The organism is Aliirhizobium smilacinae (genome assembly GCF_006335145.1).
Taxonomy (GTDB): domain Bacteria; phylum Pseudomonadota; class Alphaproteobacteria; order Rhizobiales; family Rhizobiaceae; genus Neorhizobium; species Neorhizobium smilacinae.
This window is the reverse complement of sequence record NZ_VDMN01000004.1, coordinates 171,526-196,033: the sequence shown is the minus strand read 5'-3', so window position 1 is coordinate 196,033 and position 24,508 is coordinate 171,526. Positions and strand designations below refer to the sequence as shown.

22 protein-coding genes and 2 riboswitches are annotated in these 24,508 nt (G+C 60.0%); of the genes, 10 read left to right on the top strand and 12 right to left on the bottom strand.

Annotated features, from left to right (window positions below; all coding sequences use genetic code 11):
- Positions 1 to 276: 276 nt before the first annotated feature.
- From FHP24_RS18885 to FHP24_RS18865, 5 genes are all read left to right on the top strand, one after another.
- Complete coding sequence (locus tag FHP24_RS18885; RefSeq protein ID WP_139677980.1) at positions 277 to 2,547, top strand: sensor histidine kinase NtrY-like; 2,271 nt, start codon at positions 277 to 279, stop codon at positions 2,545 to 2,547.
- Positions 2,537 to 3,901 (top strand): nitrogen assimilation response regulator NtrX, encoded by a 1,365-nt coding sequence (gene ntrX, locus FHP24_RS18880; protein WP_112459154.1) that lies wholly within the window; start codon positions 2,537 to 2,539, stop codon positions 3,899 to 3,901. The genes FHP24_RS18885 and ntrX overlap by 11 nt, the downstream gene beginning before the upstream one ends.
- A 308-nt stretch (positions 3,902 to 4,209) precedes the next feature.
- Positions 4,210 to 4,452 carry an RNA chaperone Hfq gene (gene hfq / locus FHP24_RS18875; protein WP_007757453.1) on the top strand — a complete coding sequence of 81 codons (243 nt, stop codon included), beginning with the start codon at positions 4,210 to 4,212 and terminating at the stop codon, positions 4,450 to 4,452.
- A gap of 75 nt (positions 4,453 to 4,527) precedes the next feature.
- Positions 4,528 to 5,868, top strand: a complete 1,341-nt coding sequence (gene hflX, locus FHP24_RS18870) for a GTPase HflX (RefSeq protein ID WP_139677785.1) — start codon at positions 4,528 to 4,530, stop codon at positions 5,866 to 5,868.
- Between the two features lie 245 nt (positions 5,869 to 6,113).
- Positions 6,114 to 7,358, top strand: a complete 1,245-nt coding sequence (locus tag FHP24_RS18865; protein ID WP_394344650.1) for an MFS transporter — start codon at positions 6,114 to 6,116, stop codon at positions 7,356 to 7,358.
- Positions 7,359 to 7,405: 47 nt separating this feature from the next.
- On the opposite strand, the gene FHP24_RS18860 is transcribed toward FHP24_RS18865, so the two are convergent.
- From FHP24_RS18860 to cysG, 5 genes are all read right to left on the bottom strand, one after another.
- Positions 7,406 to 8,218: a ferredoxin--NADP reductase gene (locus FHP24_RS18860; RefSeq protein ID WP_139677784.1), complete on the bottom strand. Its 813-nt coding sequence runs from the start codon at positions 8,216 to 8,218 to the stop codon at positions 7,406 to 7,408.
- Between the two features lie 152 nt (positions 8,219 to 8,370).
- Positions 8,371 to 8,880, bottom strand: a complete 510-nt coding sequence (locus tag FHP24_RS18855; RefSeq protein ID WP_139677783.1) for a DUF934 domain-containing protein — start codon at positions 8,878 to 8,880, stop codon at positions 8,371 to 8,373.
- Positions 8,880 to 10,553, bottom strand: coding sequence for a nitrite/sulfite reductase (locus FHP24_RS18850; RefSeq protein WP_139677782.1), 1,674 nt, complete (start codon positions 10,551 to 10,553; stop codon positions 8,880 to 8,882). The genes FHP24_RS18855 and FHP24_RS18850 overlap by 1 nt, the downstream gene beginning before the upstream one ends.
- Before the next feature lie 21 nt (positions 10,554 to 10,574).
- Positions 10,575 to 10,889 (bottom strand): DUF2849 domain-containing protein, encoded by a 315-nt coding sequence (locus FHP24_RS18845; RefSeq protein WP_139677781.1) that lies wholly within the window; start codon positions 10,887 to 10,889, stop codon positions 10,575 to 10,577.
- Positions 10,886 to 12,358 (bottom strand): siroheme synthase CysG, encoded by a 1,473-nt coding sequence (cysG, locus tag FHP24_RS18840; RefSeq protein ID WP_139677780.1) that lies wholly within the window; start codon positions 12,356 to 12,358, stop codon positions 10,886 to 10,888. The genes FHP24_RS18845 and cysG overlap by 4 nt, the downstream gene beginning before the upstream one ends.
- 235 nt (positions 12,359 to 12,593) lie before the next feature.
- Between cysG and FHP24_RS18835 the strand changes: the two genes are divergently transcribed.
- The 3 genes from FHP24_RS18835 to FHP24_RS18825 are packed head-to-tail and all read left to right on the top strand — an operon-like array spanning position 12,594 to position 15,276.
- Positions 12,594 to 13,184, top strand: coding sequence for a deaminase (locus FHP24_RS18835; RefSeq protein WP_139677779.1), 591 nt, complete (start codon positions 12,594 to 12,596; stop codon positions 13,182 to 13,184).
- 19 nt (positions 13,185 to 13,203) lie between these two features.
- Complete coding sequence (mazG, locus tag FHP24_RS18830; protein WP_139677778.1) at positions 13,204 to 14,037, top strand: nucleoside triphosphate pyrophosphohydrolase; 834 nt, start codon at positions 13,204 to 13,206, stop codon at positions 14,035 to 14,037.
- Positions 14,038 to 14,067: 30 nt separating this feature from the next.
- A complete protein-coding gene (locus tag FHP24_RS18825) occupies positions 14,068 to 15,276 on the top strand; it encodes an FAD-dependent oxidoreductase (protein ID WP_139677777.1) in 1,209 nt (402 codons plus the stop codon).
- A gap of 29 nt (positions 15,277 to 15,305) precedes the next feature.
- Here FHP24_RS18825 and FHP24_RS18820 read toward each other — a convergent pair whose 3' ends face one another.
- On the bottom strand, positions 15,306 to 16,388 hold the full coding sequence (locus FHP24_RS18820) for a metallophosphoesterase (protein ID WP_139677776.1): 1,083 nt from the start codon (positions 16,386 to 16,388) through the stop codon (positions 15,306 to 15,308).
- Positions 16,389 to 16,506: 118 nt separating this feature from the next.
- The gene (locus FHP24_RS18815) at positions 16,507 to 16,740 is read right to left on the bottom strand and encodes a flagellar basal body protein (RefSeq protein ID WP_139677775.1); all 234 of its coding nucleotides are present in this window, start codon (positions 16,738 to 16,740) and stop codon (positions 16,507 to 16,509) included.
- A gap of 330 nt (positions 16,741 to 17,070) precedes the next feature.
- On the opposite strand from FHP24_RS18815, the gene FHP24_RS18810 reads away from it, so the two are divergent.
- The gene (locus tag FHP24_RS18810; protein ID WP_139677774.1) at positions 17,071 to 18,279 is read left to right on the top strand and encodes an OpgC domain-containing protein; all 1,209 of its coding nucleotides are present in this window, start codon (positions 17,071 to 17,073) and stop codon (positions 18,277 to 18,279) included.
- A gap of 9 nt (positions 18,280 to 18,288) precedes the next feature.
- Here FHP24_RS18810 and FHP24_RS18805 read toward each other — a convergent pair whose 3' ends face one another.
- From FHP24_RS18805 to gcvT, 5 genes are all read right to left on the bottom strand, one after another.
- Entirely contained in the window at positions 18,289 to 18,546 is a 258-nt protein-coding gene (locus tag FHP24_RS18805; protein WP_139677773.1) for a hypothetical protein, read from the bottom strand.
- Between the two features lie 150 nt (positions 18,547 to 18,696).
- A complete protein-coding gene (locus FHP24_RS18800; protein ID WP_139677772.1) occupies positions 18,697 to 18,954 on the bottom strand; it encodes a hypothetical protein in 258 nt (85 codons plus the stop codon).
- Between the two features lie 313 nt (positions 18,955 to 19,267).
- Positions 19,268 to 22,132 carry an aminomethyl-transferring glycine dehydrogenase gene (gene gcvP / locus FHP24_RS18795; protein WP_139677771.1) on the bottom strand — a complete coding sequence of 955 codons (2,865 nt, stop codon included), beginning with the start codon at positions 22,130 to 22,132 and terminating at the stop codon, positions 19,268 to 19,270.
- Positions 22,132 to 22,494, bottom strand: coding sequence for a glycine cleavage system protein GcvH (gene gcvH, locus FHP24_RS18790; protein ID WP_139677770.1), 363 nt, complete (start codon positions 22,492 to 22,494; stop codon positions 22,132 to 22,134). The genes gcvP and gcvH overlap by 1 nt, the downstream gene beginning before the upstream one ends.
- 23 nt (positions 22,495 to 22,517) lie before the next feature.
- Entirely contained in the window at positions 22,518 to 23,654 is a 1,137-nt protein-coding gene (gene gcvT, locus FHP24_RS18785; RefSeq protein ID WP_139677769.1) for a glycine cleavage system aminomethyltransferase GcvT, read from the bottom strand.
- 79 nt (positions 23,655 to 23,733) lie between these two features.
- Positions 23,734 to 23,817: riboswitch (glycine riboswitch) on the bottom strand.
- Positions 23,818 to 23,904: riboswitch (glycine riboswitch) on the bottom strand.
- A gap of 193 nt (positions 23,905 to 24,097) precedes the next feature.
- On the opposite strand from gcvT, the gene FHP24_RS18780 reads away from it, so the two are divergent.
- Positions 24,098 to 24,496, top strand: coding sequence for a hypothetical protein (locus tag FHP24_RS18780; protein ID WP_139677768.1), 399 nt, complete (start codon positions 24,098 to 24,100; stop codon positions 24,494 to 24,496).
- The last annotated feature ends 12 nt before the right edge of the window (positions 24,497 to 24,508 follow it).

Below are 24,508 nucleotides of genomic sequence, written 5' to 3'. Positions count from 1 at the left end.
ACGGTTTTCTCTCATCCGCAGAACACCCGGCCTGTTCACTTATAATTGCGTGAATAGGCGGGGTTCTCGCATGACGACTTCGTCGCCTGCTTGACAGTTGAGGATCATCGTTGCATTTTCGCCACAATGCGTTGCTTAGAGGTCACGCAGGTGCCCTAGTTGGACCGGCGGCGTTTTGCGGTCAGAGCGACGGACATCCTATTTCGGTAATTTTGAAGCGTCTTTCCAAATGTGGTCAGGCGACAAAGTGTTTGGTCCCACAGCGGGAGGAAAATGATGGTGGACGGCGGGACGGCACCCCTTGCCGACGCTCAATCTGCGACCTTTATCCAGGATCGTCGCGCGTCCTTCGCTTTGCCGGGCATTCTTCTGGCTGGCGGCGCACTCGTCTGCGCCATCCTCACGCTGCTCGTGCTTCTCGGACTGACGCCGATTGCGCCGACCGGCAATGTCGTCATCGCGTCAGCCGTCATCAACTCGCTGTTCATCATCGGCCTGATGTATCTCATCGGGCGCGAGGTCACGCGGCTTGTGCGCGCCAGAAATCGGGGCAGAGCGGCTGCACGCCTTCATGTTCGCATCGTCGTTCTGTTTTCCATCGTCGCCATTACACCGGCGGTGCTTGTGGCGATTTTTGCAAGTCTGACGTTGAATGTCGGTCTCGATCGCTGGTTCTCGCTGCGCACGCAATCGATCGTGCAGTCGTCGCAGGACATCGCCCGCGCCTATATGATGGAGAATGCGAGCTATCTGCAGGGCCAGACCGTTTCGATGTCCAACGACCTCGAACGTAACCGGGCGATGTTCTATCTCGATCGCACCGGGTTTCTCGATCTGATGACAAGGCAGGCCCGCGGGCGTGGCATGCTGGGTGCCTTCCTCGTGCAGGAGGACGGTCAGGCGATCGCGCAGGCCGATATCAAGACTGAACGTCCGCTGCCGGCCATTCCCGCCGATGCGCTCAAGTCCGCCGCTGGCGGCCAGCCGACGCTCATTCCGCCTGGAATCACCAACCTTGTCGGGGCGGTGATGAAGACGGATGCCATAACCGGAACGTTCCTCTACACGATCCGCGCTGTCGATCCCAAGGTCATGAATGCCATGCGCCTGATGGAAGAGAACACCGCCGAATACAAGGCGATGGAAGCAGGCCGCTCGTCGCTTCAGTTCGCTTTTGCGGTGCTCTATCTCGGATTTGCGCTGATCGTTCTTCTGGCAGCCATCTGGGCGGCAATCGCGGTGGCCGACCGTATCGTACGGCCAATTCGTCTTCTGATCAGCGCTGCGGATGCCGTCGGCAGCGGCAATCTCAATGTCGTGGTTCCCGTTCGCGCCGCGGACGGTGACGTCGGCAGCCTGTCGCGCACGTTCAACAAGATGATCTCCGAAATCCGGACGCAGCAGGATGAAATCCTTGAAGCCAAGGATGAAGTGGATGATCGCCGCCGCTTCATCGAAGCGGTGCTTTCCGGCGTGACGGCCGCCGTTATCGGGGTGGATGACCGACGGATCAGCATCGTCAATCCTTCGGTCGAGGAAATGCTCGGAACCGATCAAGATGGTCTGATCGGCAAGACGCTGCAGGAGATAGCGCCCGAAATCGATCACGTGCTGACCGAGGCAACGACGCGCTCTCGTGGCGAATTCCGCAAGGAAGTGAACCTGATGCGCAACGGCAAGGAACGTACCTTGTCGGTTCAGGTCACCCGTGAAGAACAGAGAACCTCAAGCGATTCCTACGTGATCACGCTCGACGACATCACGGACCTCGTCATCGCGCAGCGCTCGACCGCCTGGGCAGACGTTGCACGCCGCATCGCCCATGAGATCAAGAACCCGCTGACACCGATCCAGCTCTCGGCGGAACGTTTGAAGCGCCGTTACGGCAAGCAGATCGATGAGAACGACCGGGCGGTCTTTGACCAGTGCACGGATACGATCGTTCGACAGGTCGGCGATATCGGCCGGATGGTCGATGAATTTTCGTCCTTTGCCCGCATGCCGAAACCGTCCAAGGAAATCACGGATCTCAGGGGTATCCTGAAGGATTCGATTTTCCTGCGCGAAATGGGCACGACGCATGTCGATTTCATTCGCGAGCTTGGCGATGAGCCGCTGAACGGGTTGTTCGACGGGCGCATGCTCGGTCAGGCTTTCGGCAACCTCGTCAAGAATGCGGTGGAAGCGATCGAGATGGTGCCAGCTGACGAGGAGCGCGACGGGCGCAAGGTGCTGGTCCGTTCGAGCTACGACAAGGCCCGGGATCTTTTCGTCGTGGATGTGATCGACAACGGCAGCGGCCTGCCGACCGAGAACCGCCACCGAATTCTCGAACCCTATATGACGATGCGCGAAAAGGGCACAGGCCTCGGCCTCGCCATCGTCAAGAAAATCATTGAAGAACATGGGGGGCAGCTCGAACTGCACGATGCCCCCGCCGATTTCGACCATGGCAAAGGCGCCATGATCAGGGTGCTCCTGCCGCATATCGAGGCAGCTGCTTCACCCGTGACGGATAAAGACAAGGAAATGGCTTATGGCGTCTGACATTCTGGTCGTCGATGACGAGGCGGATATCCGCGAAATCGTTTCGGGTATTCTCTCCGACGAGGGGCACGAGACGCGGATGGCGCATGACAGCGACAGTGCATTGGCGGCGATTTCCGACCGCGTGCCGCGGCTGATTTTCCTCGATATCTGGATGCAGGGTTCGAAGCTCGACGGTCTGGCATTGCTGGACGAGGTCAAGAGCCGTCATCCCGATCTGCCTGTCGTGATGATCTCCGGTCACGGCAATGTCGAGACGGCCGTCTCCGCGATCAAGCGCGGCGCCTTCGATTTTATCGAAAAGCCATTCAAGGCGGACCGGCTGATCTTGATCGCTGAACGGGCGCTGGAAAACTCCAAACTCAAGCGCGAGGTCACCGAGCTGAAGAAACGCACCGGTGACGCGGCCGAATTGGTCGGAACCTCGGTTGCTGTATCCCAGCTTCGCCAGACGATCGAAAAAGTGGCGCCGACCAACAGCCGCATCATGATCCTTGGCCCTTCCGGCTCCGGCAAGGAACTTGTCGCCCGGATGATCCACCGCAAGTCCTCGCGTGCAACAGGCCCGTTCGTCGCTCTTAATGCGGCGACGATCACGCCCGACCGGATGGAAGTGGCACTTTTTGGTACCGAGGGAACGCCCGGCCAGGCCCGCAAGATCGGCGCGCTGGAAGAAGCACATCGCGGCATTCTCTATCTCGACGAGATCGGCGAAATGCCGCGCGAGACTCAGAACAAGATCCTTCGTGTGCTTGTCGACCAGCAGTTCGAGCGGGTCGGCGGATCAAAGCGGGTGAAGGTCGATGTCCGAATCATTTCGTCGACCGCCTATAATCTCGAGAGCCTGATCTCCGAGGGAGCTTTCCGCGAGGATCTCTACCATCGCCTGGCTGTGGTTCCGGTCAAGGTACCCGCGCTGGCCGAACGCCGGGAGGACATTCCTTTCCTCGTCGACATGTTCATGCGGCAGGTGTCTGAGCAGGCAGGTATCCGCCCGCGCAAGATCGGCGATGACGCGATGGCGGTGCTGCAGGCGCATGACTGGCCGGGCAACATCCGCCAGCTGCGCAACAATATCGAACGTCTGATGATCCTTGCCCGCACGGATGGTCCTGACACGGCAATCTCGGCCGACATGCTGCCGACGGATCTCGGCGACATGCTGCCCAAGGTCTCTTCCAAGGGTGACGTCCACATCATGACGCTTCCTTTGAGAGAGGCGCGCGAAATGTTCGAGCGTGATTACCTGATTGCCCAGATCAATCGTTTTGGCGGCAATATTTCCCGCACTGCCGAGTTCGTCGGCATGGAACGCTCGGCGTTGCACCGGAAGCTGAAATCGCTCGGCGTCTGATCCGTCCAAACGAATACGGGGATCGCATCCGTGCGGTCCCGAATATCGCGATCGATTAAGGTCCTCTCGACCTCCGCGACTGGTATCTGCACTACCAATCGTTTCAATCGATACAAAGACCATCGCCAGCGGGCATTCGGGCAGTGTCGCACCGAATATCCGAGACGCCTTTTTCGAGATTGCGGAAAAGACGGCGATTTGATAACCAGAGTTTTGGGGGAAGGGAAACACGGGGCGTTTCCTGATCATCTCATATCAACGAGATCATTTTCCCGGCTTTTGCCGGCAAGAAAGAAAGAAGCGGCGCTATGGCGGAACGTTCTCAGAACCTGCAGGATTTATTTCTCAATACAGTCCGTAAGCAGAAGATTTCCCTGACTATATTCCTCATCAACGGGGTAAAGCTCACGGGAGTCGTAACCTCGTTCGATAATTTCTGCGTTCTTCTTCGCCGTGACGGGCACTCGCAGCTCGTGTATAAGCACGCGATCTCCACCATCATGCCGGGCCAGCCCATGCAGATGTTCGAGACCGAAGAAAACGCAGCTTAAGGACACAGACAGATTTCAAATCGAGATACGTCTAACGAATCGCTCGTCCCGGAAGCCGAAAAGCACCGGGACGATATGCGTGCCGTGGTGGTGGTTCCGGTGGTCAAGCAGTCCCGGCCACGAACAGCGCCGGGCGATAGCCAGATCACTGCCGCTCCGCAGCGGTCCAATGAAGCACGTCTGGAAGAAGCCGCGGGACTTGCCCGCGCCATCGATCTCGAAATCGCCGAGGGACTGATCGTCACGGTCAACCAGCCGCGGCCTGCGACCCTGATGGGGACCGGCAAGATCGAGGAAATCAAGGCGCTTCTCGACGAGAAGGACGCCGGCCTGGTGATCGTCGATCACCCGCTGACGCCCGTGCAGCAGCGCAATCTGGAAAAGGAATGGGGTGCCAAGGTCATCGACCGTACCGGCCTCATCCTGGAAATCTTCGGCCGCCGCGCCTCCACCAAGGAAGGCACGCTGCAGGTCGATCTTGCGCATCTCAATTACCAGAAGGGCCGACTGGTCCGGTCCTGGACCCACCTTGAACGCCAGCGCGGTGGCGCAGGCTTTATGGGCGGTCCGGGTGAAACCCAGATCGAAGCCGACCGGCGGCAGCTGCAGGACAAGATCATCAAGCTCGAGCGCGAGCTGGAGCAGGTCGTTCGGACCCGCCAGCTACATCGCGCCAAACGCCGCAAGGTGCCGCATCCGATCGTGGCACTCGTCGGTTATACCAATGCCGGCAAATCGACATTGTTCAACCGCATTACCGGTGCCGGTGTTCTGGCCGAAGACATGCTGTTTGCAACGCTCGATCCGACGCTGCGTCGGATGAAGCTGCCGCATGGCCGCACCGTCATTCTTTCCGACACCGTCGGTTTCATCTCCGATCTTCCGACCCACCTCGTCGCTGCCTTCCGTGCGACGCTGGAAGAGGTGCTGGAAGCCGATCTGATCCTGCATGTGCGCGACATGTCCGACCCGGACAATGCCGCCCAGTCGCACGATGTGCTGCGCATCCTCTCCGATCTCGGTATCGACGAGAAGGAAAGCTCCGAGCGCCTCATCGAGGTCTGGAACAAGATCGACCGTCTCGACCCGGAAACGCATGATGCATTGTTCGAGCGTGCCAAGGGCCGCGACAATATCATGGCGCTTTCGGCCGTGACCGGCGAGGGGCTCGATGCCCTGATGGACGAGATCGCCAAGCGGCTTTCTGGTGTACTCACCGAGACAAGCGTGACCATTCCCGCCGACAAGCTCTCGGTCGTCTCCTGGGTTTATGGCAACACGGTCGTCGATGGTCGCGAGGACAACGAGGACGGTTCTGTGACACTTGAAGTGCGCATGTCCGAAGCCGAGGCCAACGAGCTCGAACGCAAGCTCGGCAACGGCCCCAAGGCCGACAAGGAAGACTGGGAGCGGTAAGCGCCGCTCTCAATCATTCCTCACATAGCCGCGCGTTTGACGCCGTTGTCGGGAGCTTATGCGAGAGCGGCCTTTCACTTCTCCACGAAAGCTTCGTTTATAGAGTCTGTGACTGGCGGCGAAGCTTCTGCAACCAAAATCCGGTTTGCGCATTGTGGCAGCGCATTTTCGCGCCGGACCCACGCCCCATGTCCATTACCGATGTTTCTTCTCGCCCTTCGCCGATGGGGCAACCTGTCGGCAAGATGCCGCCGCGGATCGTTTCCGATCGTTCGCTGGCCGCGCTCTGTGTCCTCAACTTCTTTCTTGCCGATGCGCGGGACGGGCTCGGTCCTTTCCTCGATGCGTTTCTTGCCACGCGCGGCTGGTCGTCTTTATCGCTTGGCCTGATCGCCACCCTCGGCGGCCTGATCGGGCTTGCCGCCACGCCGCTCTGCGGAGCGCTGGTGGACGGTACGCGATGGAAGCGGGCGCTGATCGCCGGGCCGGTCGTGCTTGTCACTGCGGCGGCTCTGATCACCCTCATTTCTCCCGACACGTCGATCGTCTGGATCGGGCAAATTGGCACGGCCGTGGTCGGGGCCGTCATCGGTCCGGCACTGGCGGGCCTGACGCTCGGACTGGTCGGCGAAAAGCTCTTCTCCCAACAGATCGCGCGCAACGAGTTCTGGAACCACACAGGCAATGTCGCTTCGCTGTTTGCCGTCTACGTGATTATCTCGCTGTTCGGACTGACCGGCATGATCTGGCTGATGGTCGCGACAGCCTTCGGCGCATTGGCTGCCATTGCGATGATCGATCCTGCCAGGATCGACCACAAGGTGGCGCGCGGTCTTGAATCGAAGACGAGTGCGGCAGAGGCAGGGGACAAGACGTCACCCTCGGGCTTCGACGTGCTGCTCAAGAGCCGCGGCCTGATCCTTCTCGCGCTGATCCTTTTGATCTTCCATTTCGGCAATGCGCCGATGAGCCGGCTGATCGCCCAGCAATTCGCGATCGAACTCGGTACGCCGTTCCGCACCACGGCGATCATCACCGGTATCGCGCAGCTTTCCATGGTCGCCGTGGCGGTTGCCACGCCGTTTCTCATCCGTCGCATCGGGCTCGGGACAACGCTTGCGATCGGTCTGGCGGCGCTGCCGATACGCGGGTTGATCGCCGGCAGTTTCGAGGGGTTCTGGGTGGTCTGGCCGGTACAGATCCTCGATGGCGTCGGCGCCGGACTGCTCGGTATCGTCACGCCGGTCGCGGTGGAACGTATCCTCAAGGGCAGCGGCCGGTTCAATGTCGGTTTCGCCAGCCTGATGACGGTCCAGGGGATCGGCGCATCGCTCAGCAATGTCGTTGCCGGATGGCTGGTCAGCGAGGGCGGCTATACGCTCTCGCATCTTGTCGGCGGCGGCGTCGCGGTGATAGCGCTCGTGGTCTTCGTGATCTACCGGAACGAGATTGCGCCAAGCGCAAGGGAAGTTCAGGCTGACAGCAGGTAGTGGCAGTCCGTCCAATCGATCATCGGACAGACTGCTCCATCCTGCCTTTACCCCACAAACGCCCGTTCGATCACGAACTCGCTCGGCTTGTTGTTGGCGCCTTCGGTCAGGCCTGCCTTTTCCAGCAGCTCCTTGGTGTCCTTCAGCATGGCGGCCGAGCCGCAGATCATGCCGCGGTCGACTGCCGGATCCAGCGGCGGTACGCCGAGATCGGTGAACATCTTGCCGTTCTCGATCAGATCGGTGATGCGACCCTGATAGGGGTAATCTTCGCGGGTGACGGTCGAATAGAGCTTCAGCTTATCGCCAACCAATTCGGACAGAAACTCGTGGTTTCTAATCTCTTCGATCAGATCCTGGCCGTATTTCAGTTCCGACACTTCGCGGCACGTATGGGTAAGGATGACTTCCTCGAACTTTTCGTAGGTTTCCGGATCGCGGATCAGGCTGGCGAACGGAGCGATTCCGGTGCCGGTCGAAAACATGTAGAGACGCTTGCCGGGGGTGAGCGCATCGAGAACGAGCGTGCCGGTCGGCTTCTTGCGCATCAGTACCGTATCGCCCGGCTTGATCTTCTGCAGGTGCGAGGTCAGCGGACCATCCGGCACCTTGATAGAGAAGAATTCCAGCTCTTCGTCCCAGGCGGGGCTTGCGATCGAATAGGCGCGGTAGACCGGCTTTTCGCCGACCATCAGGCCGATCATGGCGAACTCGCCCGAGCGGAAACGGAAACCTGCCGGGCGCGTCATGCGGAAACGGAACAGCCGGTCGGTATAGTGCTGCACGTCCAGCACCGTCTCGGCGTAAACGCCATCCGGGATTTTTACCGCAAATTCTTCGTTTTTCGCAGGAGCGTTCATCGCGTTCGGTCTTTCGGTCTCAACGTTTTGACAGCGAGATATACTATCAAGCCGCGCATTTGAAGGCATCCACGCCCATTGTCGCGGAAAGCATAGAAAATATGTGTCCGAAAGTCACCTTTAAGACACCTGTTTCCGCGAGATAGCTAAGTTCAAGCCGGCACCGACCGGCGTCGCCAGCTGTAACCTTCGCCGGGTTCGGCATGGCGGGCTGTCGGCTGATAATGCACGGCAATGCCGGGCAAACGTCCTTCGGCCAGCCGTTTCAGCGCCGTCGCATTGCTCACCGCGAAACTGTCGACACCGCAACGGAGCATCAGCGGCACCTGGTCGATCAGGACATCGCCAACGGCGCGCAATTCGTTCTTGTAGGCCAGACGATCACGCAGCAGCGAGGCGTGACTGAAGGCGCGGCCATCGCTGAACGCCGGGAAATCCACGGCGATGATTTCGATGCGGTAGAGATAGGGTTCCAGCTGACGCACATCGTCGGCAGGCCTGATCAATACGCCGAGGCCGACATCGTTGCTGGCTTCCGCCTTTTCGATGAAGTCTGCAAGCGGCAGAAGCGGTTTCTGCTCGCCCTCGGCCTTCACCTCATCCGTCTCGATGATCCACGGATCGTTCTCAACAAAACCGGTCTCTCTCCAGATCTTCGCCATCACGCAGCCTCCGCCTTGGCATCACCATAGAGCGCTTCCTTGAAAGGTTGCGGCCCGACACGGCGATAGGCATCGAGGAATTTTTCGTCCTTGCTCTGGCGCAGGCCGAGATAGGTATCGACGATGGTTTCGATTGCGTCCGTCACCTTGGATGGTTCGAAACCGCGACCGATGATTTCGCCGATCGACGTATGTTCGTCGCCGGAACCGCCGAGCGTGATCTGGTAGAGTTCGGCGCCCTTCTTCTCCACACCCAGCAGGCCGATATGGCCGACATGGTGATGGCCACAGGCATTGATGCAGCCGGAAATCTTGATCTTCAGTTCGCCGATCTCGGCCTGCCGTTCCGGCGCGCCGAAACGGGTGGAAATCTCCTGGGCTACCGGGATCGAACGGGCGTTCGCGAGCGCGCAGTAGTCCAGGCCGGGACAGGCAATGATATCGGTGATCAGGTTGGAATTGGCCGTTTCCAGCCCATGCGCCGTCAAAGCACGATAGAGCGGCTCGAGATCGGCCAGCGCCACATGCGGGAAGATGACGTTCTGCTCGTGGCTGATGCGGATTTCGTCGTTGCCGAATTCCTCCGCCAGATCGGCGATCACGTCCATCTGCACATCCGAGGCGTCGCCGGGAATGCCGCCGATGGGTTTGAGCGAGATCGTCACCATGCCGTAGTCGGGGTGCTTGTGCGGCTGGACGTTCTGGTTCACCCAGCGGGCAAAGGCCTTGTCCTGTTTCTTCCAGCCGGCAAGCTCAGCCCAGCCTTCGGCCCGCGCGGGCAGGGCCGGCGGAGCGAAATAGGCGGTAATGGCGGCAACGTCGGATTCCGGCAGTTTTAGCTCGGTTTCCTGCAGATGAGCGAATTCTTCGTCTACCTGACGGGTCAGTTCCTCGACGCCGGTCTCGTGGACGAGGATCTTGATGCGCGCCTTGTATTTGTTGTCGCGACGGCCATGCAGATTATACACGCGCATGATCGCGGTGATGTAGGATAATAGATCCTGCTCGGGCAGGAAATCCTTGATCTTCTTGGCGATCAGCGGCGTGCGGCCCTGGCCGCCACCGACATAAACCGCAAAACCGATCTCACCCTTGTCGTTCTTCTTCAGATGCAGGCCGATATCGTGGACCTGGATCGCGGCGCGGTCGCGCTCGGCGCCGGTCACCGCAATCTTGAACTTGCGTGGCAGGAAGGAAAACTCGGGATGAACCGAGGACCACTGGCGCAGGATTTCCGCATAGGGGCGGGGATCGGCCACTTCGTCCGCTGCAGCGCCGGCAAAATGGTCGGCGGTGACGTTGCGAATGCAGTTGCCCGAGGTCTGCAGCGCGTGCATCTCGACGCTGGCGAGTTCGGCCAGAATGTCCGGTGTGTCCGACAGTTTCGGCCAGTTGTACTGGATGTTCTGGCGGGTGGTGAAATGCCCGTAACCGCGGTCGTATTTGCGGCCGATATGCGCCAGCATCCGCATCTGCTTCGAATTGAGCGTGCCGTAAGGGATCGCGACACGCAGCATATAGGCATGCAGCTGCAGATAGACTCCGTTCATCAGGCGCAGCGGCTTGAACGCGTCCTCGGCGAGCTCGCCGGACAGGCGGCGCTCCACCTGATCGCGAAACTGCTCCACGCGACCCGAAACAAAGGCGTGGTCGAATTCATCGTAACGATACATGGGATCCCAGAACTTTCGGTGTCAGACTGCGATGAAGGCGGCGTCGGCTTTGCTGTAGCCGGTCGCATAATCCATTGTGGGGCCGGCGGCGCGGATGCGCTCGCGCAGACGCGTCGGCCAGAGGATGCCGTTGGTCTCCTCGACATCGATCACGTTGACGTCCACCACCTTGTTGTCGGCGAAATCCTGGTTGCCGATCGCTTCCAGCGAGGCGATGGCTTCCGCGTGGCGCGCCACCAGCGCATCCTGCAGGTTTTCCGTCCAGTGGCCGGCGGCATCCAGCCAGACGGCGATGCCATCGGAAAGGCGGTTGGCGGTGAGAACCTTGTCGGTCATTGCTGCATCCCTTGTTCCTGGCTTTGTTGCGGACCCAGGTCTTCCTGATTGCGGACAGATTTTCTAAAGGCGGAGAGCGGTTCTGATTTGCTGAAGTTGGCGCCGGCGACAGCTTCGCCGATGATCACCATGACCGGACCGTCGAGATCGTCTCGCGCTTCCAGTGACGGCAGTTCGCTCAACACGCCATGAAATAGCTTGCGATCCGCGCGGCTGGCATTTTCGATCACGGCAACGGTCGTGTCGCGGCTGAGACCGGCATCCATCAGGCGCTCGGATACCGAGGCTGCGACCGTGCGGCCCATATAGACGGCAATCGTCGCGCCGGAAATCGCAAGGCTCGCCCAGTCCGGCAGCACATCGCCGGTCAGATCATGGCCGGTGGTGAAGATCAGCGAGGAGGCGACACCGCGGAGTGTCAACGGCAGATCGAAATCGGCGGCGGCTGCAAAGGCGGAGGTAATGCCTGGCACGATCTCATAGGCGATGTCTGCTTCGCGCAGCGCTGCCATCTCTTCGCCAGCGCGGCCATAAACCAGCGGATCGCCGGATTTCAGCCGCACCACGCGCTTGCCCTGACGGCCAAGGTCCACCAGAAGACGGTTGATCTCGTCCTGGCTCTTGGAATGACAGTTCTTGCGCTTGCCGACCGACAGCCGCTCGGCGTCGCGGCGGCCCATATCGACGATCGCCTGCGGCACGAGCGCGTCATAAACGACCGCATCGGCTTCCATCAGCACGCGTTGTGCGCGCAGCGTCAGCAGGTCTTCCGCGCCGGGGCCGGCACCGACCAGCCAAATCTTGCCTTCGGCACGACCGGTGGTCGACAAAAGCGCATTGGCTGCACGGCGGGCGGAAACAGGGTCATTGGCATCGATTGCGTCGGCGACATCGCCCGAGAAGAAGCGGCGCCAGAAGATGCGGCGCGATACGCCACGCGGCACAAGCCGTTCGGCTGCATCGCGGTAATCGGCGGCAAGGCCTGCCAGACGACCGAGCGACGGCGATAGCATCTGGTCGATGCGGGCACGGATCATCTGCGCCAGAACCGGGCCGGCACCTTCCGTGCCGATCGCGATAGCGACAGGCGCGCGGTTGACGAGGGCCGGCGTGAAGAAGTCGCAATAGTCGGGCTGGTCGACGGCGTTTGCCGGAATTTTTTCCGCACGGGCTGCAGTGACGATCGCCTGATCCTGCTCCGCCTCACCGGTGGCCGCAAAAACCAGCGTTGCGCCCTTTACCTGTGCTACCGAGAATTCAGCATGAACAACCTGAATGCCTTGGGCGACGAGCCATGCGGCATAGTCCACTTCCGGCTTGTCGGCATAAGCGACGATCTCGGCCTCGGTGTTTCGCAGAAGACGGGCCTTGGCATAAGCTTCGTCGCCATTGCCGAAGATTGCCACGGTTTTTCCATGCACACGGAAAAAGGCCGGGAAGGCCGACAGGCGTTGATGGCTGAGAGACATGCGGTTATCCTGAAACATATGACAGGACTATCCACAATCTGGCGCGGGATTTGAAGAAATGGATATGCAAAGTGAATTGACCGCGGGTATTTCTGTTTCGCGATCAACCTGTTCTTGAGCAAAAGCCACCGCGGAGGATATTTCTCCAGTTTTTCTGTAGATTATCGGGTTTTTACCCCGATCGGGTCGATCCGCGTTATAACTTGCCTAGACAAACCAGCCACAAAGAGCCTCCATGACCATTGCCGCCACTCTCACCCCACGTCTTCTCGACGTCATCGAACACGACATTCTGCCGCTCACAGAAGCTGGTGTCGCTGCCGGCAACAAGGTTTTCGGGGCGGCAATCCTGAAGAAATCCGATCTGTCTCTGGTGATTGCCGAGACCAATAACGAGCTTGAAAACCCGCTTTGGCATGGCGAGGTCCATACGCTGAAACGATTTTATGAGAAAGCTTCAGGACTTTCCACCAAAGATCTGATTTTCCTGTCAACTCACGAACCGTGCACGATGTGCATGTCGGCGATCACCTGGGCCGGATTCGACAATTTCTATTCCTTCTTCAGCCACGAGGATTCGCGCGATGCCTTTGCCATTCCGCATGACCTGAAGATCCTGAAAGAGGTGTTCGGGCTGGAGCCCGGCGGCTATCGGCGGTCGAATGCATTCTGGAATTCCTTCTTCATCGCCGATCTCGTCGAGACCGAAGACAATCCGTTGCGCGACACGCTGAGGGCGCAAACGGCCCGGATCAAGCAGGCTTATCAACGGCTTTCGGATAATTACCAGTCCGGCAAGGGCGACAACGACATACCGCTCAACTGAGCGCCAGGAACATTTCACGATGGAATCTTCAAAGGATATTTCGCGCCTGATCGAAATCATGGCGGCGCTGCGTACACCGGTGACCGGTTGCCCCTGGGATCTCGAGCAGAATTTCGCATCGATCAAGCCTTATACGATCGAGGAGGCCTATGAGGTCGCCGATGCGATCGAGCGCAACGACATGGACGATCTCTGCGAGGAACTCGGCGACCTTCTGCTGCAGGTGGTCTTCCATGCCCGCATGGCGGAAGAGGCAGGCGATTTTGCCTTCGGCGACGTGGTCGAAGCCGTGACCCGCAAGATGATCCGTCGGCATCCGCATGTGTTCGCACGCTCCGATGCCGATACGCCCGGTGCGGTCAAAATCCAGTGGGACGAGATCAAACAGGAAGAGAAACGCGAGCGGGCCGAACGCCGCGCTGCGCGGGGTCTAACCGAGGATTTCAGAGCCGGTTTCCTCGGCTCCGTCCATCGCAGCCAGCCGGCATTGACCGAAGCGCTGAAGCTTCAGGAGCGTGCCGCCAAGGTCGGTTTCGACTGGTCCGAAGCCGAGCCGATCCTCGACAAGATCGAGGAAGAGGTGCGGGAATTGCGCGAGGCACTGCAGAGCGGACATCCCGAAAAGGTGGCTGACGAGCTTGGCGACCTGATCTTCGCCATGGTCAATATCGGCCGCCACGTCAACACGAATCCGGAAAACGCGCTGCGCGGAACGAATACGAAATTCCGAAGGCGGTTCAACCATATCGAGACGGAACTTGAGAAGTCAGGCGAGACCTTGGAGGCTGCAACGCTGGAGCGGATGGAAGATCTCTGGCAGGCGGCCAAGGCGATTGAACGGCAGCTGGATTGAGCACATGATCGACGCCTGCAGGATCATGCCATGAAGATCGAGGGTCTCGAAGTCGCGATCGCCGGCGCGGGTATCGGCGGGCTGTCGCTCGCGACGATGCTAGCGCGGCGTGGTGCGAAGGTCGTGGTTTATGACCAGATGGCGGCCCCGCAGCCGATCGGTTCGGGTTTCGTGCTGCAGCCGACAGGTCTGGCGATCCTGGAGAGGATGGGACTGCGGGAGGCGATCGCCGCGCGCGGGCAGGTGATTACCCGCATGCATGGGGCTCTGGCAACGGGTGGCTCGTCCATGCCCGGCAAGACGGTTCTGGAGATCAGCTATCCGGGCAACGGCCACGGCATTGCGGTGCAGCGTGTGGCCTTGTTCGACCTCCTCTTGTCCGAAGCGATCTCTGCCGGCGTCCGTTTCAAGACGAATGCGAGGACGACGGGGATCATCGAAGGCAGCCGGCCCGCTCTGGCACTCGACGGCAGCAGGGCGACGCCATCGGCGGATATCGTCGTCGATGCCATGGGCGCCAGCTCACCGATCGGGCACGATCCGGCGAAGGAGCTGGGTTACGGTGCGCTCTGGGCGACGGTTCCCTGGCCCGAGAACGGGCCGTTTCATCGGTTCGAACTGGAGCAGCGTTACGAGCGGGCAAGCCGCATGGCAGGCGTCCTGCCGGTCGGGACCGCAAAGGATGGCGCACCGCCTATGGCGACGTTCTTCTGGAGCCTGCGAAATCGCGATATCGACCAATGGCACCGCGATGGACGAGCGGCCTGGATAGAACAGGTGGCCGCGCTCTGGCCGGAAGCCGCGCCGCTTGCCGAAATTGCCGAGCCGGTGCATGCCCGTTATCGCCACCACACACGAAAACCGATTGCCGGGCGCGGGGTCATCCGTATCGGCGATGCCTGGCATGCGACCAGCCCGCAGCTGGGGCAGGGCGCCAACATGGCGATGATCGATGCCGCCTCGCTGCTCTCGGCTCTTGCCCGCGCGCCGTCAATCGATGAGGCATTTGCACTGCATCTTCGCCATCGGGCACCGCATGTCTGGCTCTACCAGATGCTCAGCCTGGTGCTGACGCCGTTCTACCAGTCCGACAGCCGCATCCTGCCTGCCATGCGCGATATCGCAATCGGCCCCACGACGCGCATGCCGCTGGTACGGCAGCTCGTCAGCCGACTGGTCACCGGCGATTTTCTCAGCCCGATCGAACGGATCGGGCTTGAGGATTTCTACGGCGCTTAGGCTGGACGCAGTGTGATGACGGTCAGTTCCTAAGGAACGCCGAGCCGCAGTGCAAAACCGATCCACAAAGCCGTGCCGTTGTTGACGTAGAGCTGCATGTCGCCGACGTCGTAGCGGCCCGAAACGAAGCCGTTGTTGAAACGGGCGACGAGACGATCCATGCCAAGGATCATGCCGCCATGGGTATGGCCGGAAAGCTGCAGGTCGGCACCGGCCTCCGCTGAAACACGTGCATTGCGAGGCTGGTGGTCCAGCAGGATCACGGGCGCTTCCGCTGGCGCACCGGTCAAGGCCTTTGTTACATCCGGTCCTTCGAGGCCAAAACGCGTTGCGTTGACATCGTTGACGCCGGCAAGCGTCAGCCTGGCATCACCGCGCGACAGCACAACATGGCTGTTGGAGATGGTTTTGAGGCCCAGTTCCTGGTATTTCGCCATCCAGCCGTCGTGGCCGAAGTAATATTCGTGATTGCCCGGAATGGTGTAGACGCCATCCGTCGCCCTCAGCTTTGCAAGCGGCGCAACGTCAGTCTCGCGGGCCTGCAGGTCGCCGTCTATCAGGTCACCGGTGATGACGATCAGATCGGCATTCTGGGCATTGGCTTTGGCGACCGTCTCCTCCACCCAGGGCGCCTGGAACAGGCGGCTGATATGCAGGTCGGTGAGCTGGATCATCCGGTAGCCGTCGAATTGCGCCGGCAGGTTGCGGATCCTGATCTCGACTTCCTTGACCGACGGAACGCGGATTGCCTGGGAAACGGCAAAGGCTGCCAGCGACATGGTGACGACGCCGACGCCATAACGCAGCCATGGTGCGATTGCCACGCGCCGGCGCTTCAGGGTTGCGGCCACCAGCGCTCCGATATCGAGGATCAGCTGGCATACGGCGGTCAGCAGCACGAAACCGGAAATCCAGTTCGCCGTGATCATCGCAACCCGTGGAACTTCCGGCGAGAACATCGTGCCGAAGACGAGAAGACTGATCAGGCTGTGCTGGAAAACCACCATCAGGATGACGGCGAGAAAACCTTTCAACCAATTCGGCCAGGGCAAGGGATAGATGAAACGGGCGACGACATAGAGGCAGAGGAGGGCTTTAAAGAGATGAAACAAGGGAGGGGCGCTCTGAGGCTCGGGATCGGAAGCCTCTCTTCTGCGAGTTCTCTGTCAAACTCAACCGGCTGACGCGATTTTGATCGCGGCAAGGTTCAGGCAGACCTGGCTACGAGTTTCAGTCGCGCTTGATCGTCATCAGCATGTCCCACATGTCCGCGCCGGTTTCGAATACTGCGGCATTTGCCGCAAAACCCTGTTCGGCTGTCAGCACATCGATCATCTCTTGTGCCGTATCGGACTCGTATCCGGGCGTGGTGCTGTTGGCGATGTTATGGGCAGCCGTGTTCAGTCGCTGGGATTGTGTCTGCATGCCGGCAACCGAAATGCCCATTGCAGCCGAGATTGTCATGGCTTCGCCCTTCGTGATTTGTCTACCGACATAACCGGGCAGCAACCAAGGAAGCGTGAATGGACGCGCTTAAGGCTCGGTATCAATGACCGAGTTCCGTGTGCCAATCAGGAACAGTGGTTCGATCCGTGGTGTGGAGGTGAACTGGCATCGGGGTCCGCATAAAGGACGCAATCTTATTCCAGATAGCAAAAACATGCCGATCCGATCGAGTCCCCATATCGATGAGAAATCGGGAAGAGTGTCAGATTTAGGGATTGCCCTAATATCGTCCGGGCCTATGTCGATATTGCAGTGCAATATTCCTGATGCCGGCTGAAGGAGCTATTCATGGCGGGTAACGCAGCGATTCCGAGAATTATCGGAATAGACCTCACCCGGTCGGTCGCTATCTTTTTCGCAATGCTCAGTCATGTCTGGGTCGTCACCAATATGGATGACTTCTGGAGCGGACCGTCCGCGGATTTTCTGCGCGCGCTGATGGCGCTGGCGACACCAACCTTCATCCTGCTTTTCGGTACGATGCTGGAAATCGTCTATCGGCCCAGATTCGTTGCGGGTGAACAGGGGCGGGTTGCCATGCGGCTGTTTTCCCGTGCGATCCAATGCTGGCTGCTATACTGCCTGTCGATCGTCGTGCTGTATCTCGTGGCTGACGGATATTCGCTGAAGTTCTCGATCGCCACGATGATGCTTCTGGGGGTCACGCCCTTCACCGATATCCTGAAATTCTACGCCGTCGTTCTTTTCCTCGCGCCCATCCTGCTGTGGATCCGCAACAGGGTCGGGCTGCTGCCGCTCGTCGCCATAGCGATCGCGGTCCATGTTGCCCATCCGATCCTTCGGGGACTGCCGGGTCCTCTCGATTTCCACATGAGCATGTATGCCGAAAGGGTGGTCACCTTCCTGTTCGGCGTCGGTGACGCCAAGCTCGGCGGTCCATCGATCCTGCACGGTACCAGCCTGATTATCGGCGGAATGGTGTTCGGACGGCTCATCGCGGGTGACCAAATCGTCCGTTCTGAAGAAGCGGCGGGCAATATCGTCAAGAGAGCGTCATATCTGCTGGCCGTCTCGGCACTGGCATTGTTGCTCGGTGCTGTTTTTTATGATGAAAAGTCGCTGGCGGAACTCGGCAACATGTCGTTGCGGATGGATAGCGATCCGCTCTATTTCGCTGCTGGTATTTGCGGCGCGATTGCCATCACCAGCCTTGCCGTCCTTGCCACCCAACGCTTGTCTCCGGAGGTCAAGCAGCGACTGGAGAAACCGGTCTTCTTCGGACGCACCAGCCTGTTCACCTTCGCTTTCGGCAACATGATCCTTTACGCTTGGCCGGAGACACCAGCCGCCTTAGGATCTGCCGTCCTTCAGGCCGTTTTGATCAGCATTGTCATTACTGGGCTGAGTTATCTGTTCGACCGGGAAGTGCGACGCGGTGGAACGCTGGCCTTAGTGATTAAATGGTTCCAGGCGAGGATCGCATCTTTCGTTAAAATGCTGATGGTTTGGTCAACGCCGAGGGCTGAACAGGCCTGAACCTTCAGTTCAAGCTGCCTTTAACCTCTTGAGAAGGCTGTCCAACTCCTTCGATTCGGGAAGCGGCGTCGGTGGCCCCGATTTCAGGTTGGTGCGATCGGCAAGATCGAACTGATACCAGTCGAAAAGGCTGGATGCTATATTCTGGGCTTTCGGGCTCGTCTTGTCGACGCCGTTCTCTTCGCACCAGGCCTCAAGGAACCGCTCGAGCAGTTCCAGATCGTCCGAACCCAGTGCAACATTGGTTGAATTGTTTTCCCGAAGCATTGCGTCCTCACATGCGTCCCATGTTCGTCATCGCGTTTGCGATGTCAGTCAAACATGCGGCTATAACGCGGAAGAGGCGAAAAAGTTCAACGGGATAAGCGAGAGCCGGTGGGTGGGACGGCCGCGATAGCGACCTACGCCATGTATCGCTCAGCTCTTGCGGCGGCGGCGATGGATCGCACGGGCCGCGATGACGCCACCGGCGAGGCCGACAACGACCGACATGGTCAGGTTCTTGGTCGCGTCGTCCTTGACGATCGGACGGACGATGATCGTGCCGGGATCGGACTGCGTGGCATATTGCGGACCACGAACGGCCAAGACGAGTTGGACCGCGCCAACGACAACGATGGCGACAAACACACCGCCGAGAAGGGCGCGCCGGTTATTGAAGATGCTACCGTTCACTCTGCTATTCCTTTTATTTCTGAAAATCGAAACGCCGGCACACCGACCGAAAATGCAAGGCTACGGAGGGTACGGTCAGCATTCTTAAATGCCTTTGCTCAAACGCCCCGTTTGGCCTCGAGCAGTGCCGAGATTATATCCGATACATGATCTGAAAACCGGTATCGACTGCTCCGGTATACGGTTTTGTGCAATTAAAACAATGCAAGGATCGCGTTGTGTGGCGGCAATCTGTGGATACGGAAAAGGGCGGCAGTGCCGCCCTTCTGTTTTTTTGGAGATTTCTCTCCTGCGAGATGGTCAGGCCGCCCGATTACTCGGCAGCTTCCGCGTAATCTTCCAGCGGCGGGCAGGTGCAGAGCAGGTTGCGGTCGCCATAGACGTTATCGACGCGGTTGACCGAGGACCAGTACTTGTCCACCCGGAAGGCGCCGGGCGGATAGCAGGCCTGTTCGCGGGAATAGGGACGATCCCATTCCCCGACCAGGTCTTCCACCGTGTGCGGTGCGTTCTTCAGCGGGTTGTTGAGCTTGTCCATGCGGCCTTCCTCGATGTCGCGGGCTTCCTCGCGGATCGCCAGCATCGCATCGCAGAAACGGTCGAGTTCGGCCTTGGTTTCCGATTCGGTCGGCTCGATCATCAGCGTGCCGGCAACCGGCCAGCTCATGGTCGGGGCGTGGAAACCGCAGTCGATCAGGCGTTTTGCAACGTCGTCCACCGTGACGCCAGCAGAGGCGTTGAGCGGGCGGGTGTCGATGATGCATTCATGTGCCACGCGGCCGGCTTCCGACTTGTAGAGCACGTCGAAGGCACCCTTGAGGCGGGCCGCGATATAGTTGGCGTTGAGAATCGCCACCTTGGTCGCCTGCGTCAGGCCTTCGCCGCCCATCATCAGGCAGTAGGACCAGGAGATCGGCAGGATCGACGGCGAGCCGAACGGAGCGGCAGACACCGCACCGTCACGACCATCCGACTGAGGGTGACCCGGCAGATAGGCCGCCAGATGGGCCTTGACGCCGATCGGGCCCATGCCTGGACCGCCGCCGCCATGCGGGATGCAGAAGGTCTTGTGCAGGTTCAAGTGCGACACGTCGGAGCCGATGTCGCCGGGGCGGGACAGGCCGACCATGGCGTTCATGTTGGCACCGTCGAGATAGACCTGACCACCATGCTTGTGGGTGATGTCGCAGATTTCCTTCACCGTTTCCTCGAACACGCCATGCGTGGACGGATAGGTGATCATGCAGGCCGAGAGATTGGCTGCATATTGCTCGGCCTTGGCGTGGAAATCTTCCAGATCGATATCGCCGTTTTCACGCACCTTGACGACCACGACCTTCATGCCGACCATCTGGGCGGAGGCCGGGTTGGTACCGTGCGCGGAGGTCGGGATGAGGCAGACGTCGCGATGGGCATTGCCATTGGCGATGTGGTAGTTGCGGATGGTGAGCAGGCCCGCATATTCGCCCTGCGCGCCGGAATTCGGCTGCATGGAGAAGGCGTCATAACCGGTGACCTGGCAGAGCTTCTGCGACAGATCGTCGATCATTTCCTTGTAGCCCAGCGCCTGATCCTGCGGAACGAAGGGATGGATATCGGAAAATTCCGGCCAGGTGATCGGCAACATTTCCGCCGTGGCGTTCAGCTTCATCGTGCAGGAGCCGAGCGGAATCATCGCCCGGTCGAGTGCCAGGTCGCGGTCCGACAGGCGGCGGATGTAGCGGGTCATCTCGCTTTCGGCGCGGTTCATGTGGAAGATCGGATGGGTCATGTAATCCGATTTCCGCAGAAGCGCGGATGGCAGGCGGTATTCGACCGGGAAGTCGGAAACCTTGAAATCACCGCCAAAGGCGCGCCAGACGGCTTCGAGCGTGACCGGGCGAGTACGCTCGTCGAGCGACATGCCGATCCTGGTCTCGCCGATCTTGCGCAGGTTGACGCCTTCGGCAACGGCGGCCCGCAGGATCAGGCCCTGCATGTGGCCGACGTCTACGGTGATTGTGTCGAAGAAGGTTTCCGGTTCGATGATGTAGCCGAGCTTTTCGAGGCCCTTCGCCATCAGCACGGCCTTCTTGTGGACCTGCTGGGCAATGGCTTTGAGACCGTCCGGGCCGTGGAAGACGCCATACATCGAGGCCATGACGGCGAGCAGGACCTGCGCGGTGCAGATGTTCGACGTCGCCTTTTCGCGGCGGATATGCTGTTCGCGGGTCTGCAGCGACAGGCGATAGGCGCGGTTGCCCCGGGAATCGACCGAGACGCCGACGAGGCGGCCGGGCATGGCGCGCTTATGGGCATCCTTGACGGCCATATAGGCGGCGTGTGGGCCACCGTAACCGACCGGAACGCCGAAGCGCTGCGACGAACCGATGGCGATATCAGCACCCATTTCGCCCGGAGACTTGAGCAACGTCAGCGCCAGAAGGTCGGCGGCGACGGCTGCCACCGCACCCGTCTGGTGCAGGCGGGAGATGAGGCCGGTGAAGTCGCGCACTTCGCCGTTGGTGCCCGGATACTGGAAGATCGCGCCGAACACATCGACCGGGTCGAGATCGGTCATCGGGTCGCCGATGACGATCGACCAGCCGAGCGGGGCGGCGCGGGTTTCGATCAGCGCGATGGTCTGCGGATGGCAGGCCTTGTCGACGAAGAAGGCGGTCACCTTGGTCTTGGCCTGACGCTGGCAGAGCGCCATGGCTTCGGCGGCGGCGGTTGCTTCATCGAGCAGCGAGGCATTGGCGACGTCGAGGCCGGTCAGGTCCGAGATCATCGTCTGGAAGTTCAACAGCGCTTCGAGACGGCCTTGCGAAATTTCCGGCTGGTAGGGCGTGTAGGCGGTGTACCAGGCGGGGTTTTCCAGGATGTTGCGCTGGATGACCGGGGGCGTGACGGTGCCGTAATAGCCCTGGCCGATCAGCGAGGTGAGGACCTGGTTCTTGTTGGCGGTCTCGCGCAGCTTGTCGAGCGCTTCGCGCTCGGTCAGCGCCGCACCCCAGGCCAGCGGCATCTGCTGGCGGATGGAGGCCGGAACCGTGGCGTCGATCAGGCCGTCAAGCGACTTGTAGCCGATGACCTTCAGCATGTCGGCCATTTCGGAGGGCGAGGGACCGATATGGCGGCGATTGGCGAAATCGTACGGATCATAATCCGTAAAGTGGAAATCGGTGCTGTCGGTCATCAGGCAATCAGCTCCTTATAGGCAGCTTCGTCCATCAGGCTGTCAGCATCTGCCGCGTTCTTGAGCTTGAGCTTGAAGAACCAGCCGGCGGCCTGCGGGTCGGAGTTGACCAGCGACGGGTCATCGACGATCGCCTGGTTGATTTCGGTGACTTCGCCATCGAGCGGGGAATAAACGTCGGAGGCGGCCTTGACGCTTTCGACGGTGGCGGCATTGCCGTCTTTGGTCAGTTCGGCACCGACTTCCGGGAGTTCGACGAAAACGAGATCGCCGAGCTGTTCAGCGGCATGGGCGGTGATGCCGACGGTGGCAACGCCATCTTCGAGTTTCAGCCATTCGTGTTCGGCGGTAAATTTCAGCATTTTTGTTCTCTCCGGAGGATTTTTTAGCGTTTGTAGGTGGGGGTGATGAAAGGAAGGGCCGCAACCGTCATCGGCAGATATTTGCCGCGCACTTCAGCGAAAACCTGGGTACCGGCAGTGGCATGCGAAACCGGCAGGTAACCCATGGCTACCGGGCCTTCGACCGTCGGGCCGAATGTGCCGGAGGTGACTTCGCCAAGCTCGGTCGCGCCATCCGCATCGGCGAACAGTTTGGCATGCGAGCGCACCGGCGCCTTGCCTTCGGGCTTCAGGCCGACGCGGCGGCGGGTTGTGCCGTTGGCGAGTTCACTCAGGATGCGGTCTGCACCCGGAAAGCCGCCTTCGCGGTCGCCGCCGGCCTTGCGGGCCTTCTGCAGCGCCCATTCGAGCGATGCTTCGATCGGCGAGGTGGTGGTGTCGATGTCGTTTCCGTAAAGACACAAGCCGGCTTCGAGGCGTAGTGAATCGCGCGCGCCCAGCCCGATGGCTTCGCAGTCCGGGTGTTCGAGCAGCGCCTTGGCGACGTCCACAGCATGGGCTTCCGGTACGGAAATTTCAAAACCGTCCTCGCCGGAATAACCGGAGCGGGAGATGATGCAGGGCACGTCATGCAGCGGTACTTCGCGCACATCCATGAACTTCATGTCTGAGACGCCGGCCCAGAGTTCGGCCAAAACCGCCTGCGCGCGTGGTCCCTGAAGAGCAATCAGCGCGCGGTCTTCCAGAAGGGTGACGTCGCAGCCTTCAAGATTCGCCTTCATATGGGCGACATCCTGCTCCTTGCAGGCAGCGTTGACGACGACGAGGAGATGGTCGCCGCGATTGGTGATCATCAGGTCATCGAGAATGCCGCCGTTTTCATCGGTGAAAAAGCCGTAACGCTGGCGGCCTTCCTTGAGGCCCAGAATATCGACGGGCACCAGCTTTTCCAGAGCGAGGGCCGCGTCGGTATATTCACCCGACTTCGCCTTCACGATGACCTGCCCCATGTGGGAGACATCGAACAGGCCGGCGGCGGCGCGGGTGTGAAGGTGTTCCTTCATCACGCCGAGCGGGTACTGGACGGGCATGTCGTAACCGGCAAACGGCACCATTTTCGCGCCGAGCGAAATGTGCAATGCGTTGAGCGGGGTGGTTTTCAGAACTGCGTGATCGTCCAAAAAGACGCCTCCAGGTTTGGGCACGCCTGAAAACAGGTCGCACGCCGGCTCAGATTAGGACGCGGGTCCGCGTCGGTTTCGAGCCCCCTCTGTCCTTTTCGCCTGAGATTGTTATCCCTTCGGCGAGCCCCCATAACGGTTGCTTCTCTCCAGAGTTCCTGCAGTCTTCCCGTGGTCCTTTTGCCTGAGAGTTTCCGGGGCGGTTGCTCCTTCGGCACCGCACTGAAGCGGCTTCTCCCTACGGGTGTCGCTCATTATCGTTGCGGCATGCGGTTTGGCAAGGGCTGCATGTCGAAACCAGCACGATTTCTGTCGCATCGCCGGCATGGATTTGATCTGGTTCAATGACAGCCGGTATCGACCGGCTACTCGCGATGGGCCTTTGTATGCGCCCACGTTTTCGGCTATTGATGTCGACCGGGTGGAGATGGACGGGGAGAGGCATGCGGCGGAAGTCCGGCATCATGGCGCAGTTCGTCTGCATCCTGATCCTGTCCCTGATCGACTGGGCAGGCTCGACCGCTTATGCAATGCCGTCTGCCGGACTATCTTCCGGCGCCTTTGCCGAGGCTTACCGCCTCCCGGATGGTACGTTTGCCGTCATCTGTTCGGAAAGCGGGCAGCATGAAAAGCAAACCGGCGATCGCCACTGCGATCAATGCGTTACCGCAGGTCCCGTCGCCCTTGCTTCGCCCGTCGATGATATGGTGCTTCCGGATCTCGTCTGGCACATCGGCTTGGAACCGGTCGTTCGATCGCAGCTTGCCGAAATGCTGTCCATCGACCGCGCCACGTCACGCGGGCCGCCCTTCGCAGTCTCATCGGGATTTTCGACAATCTGAGACTGACGTTAG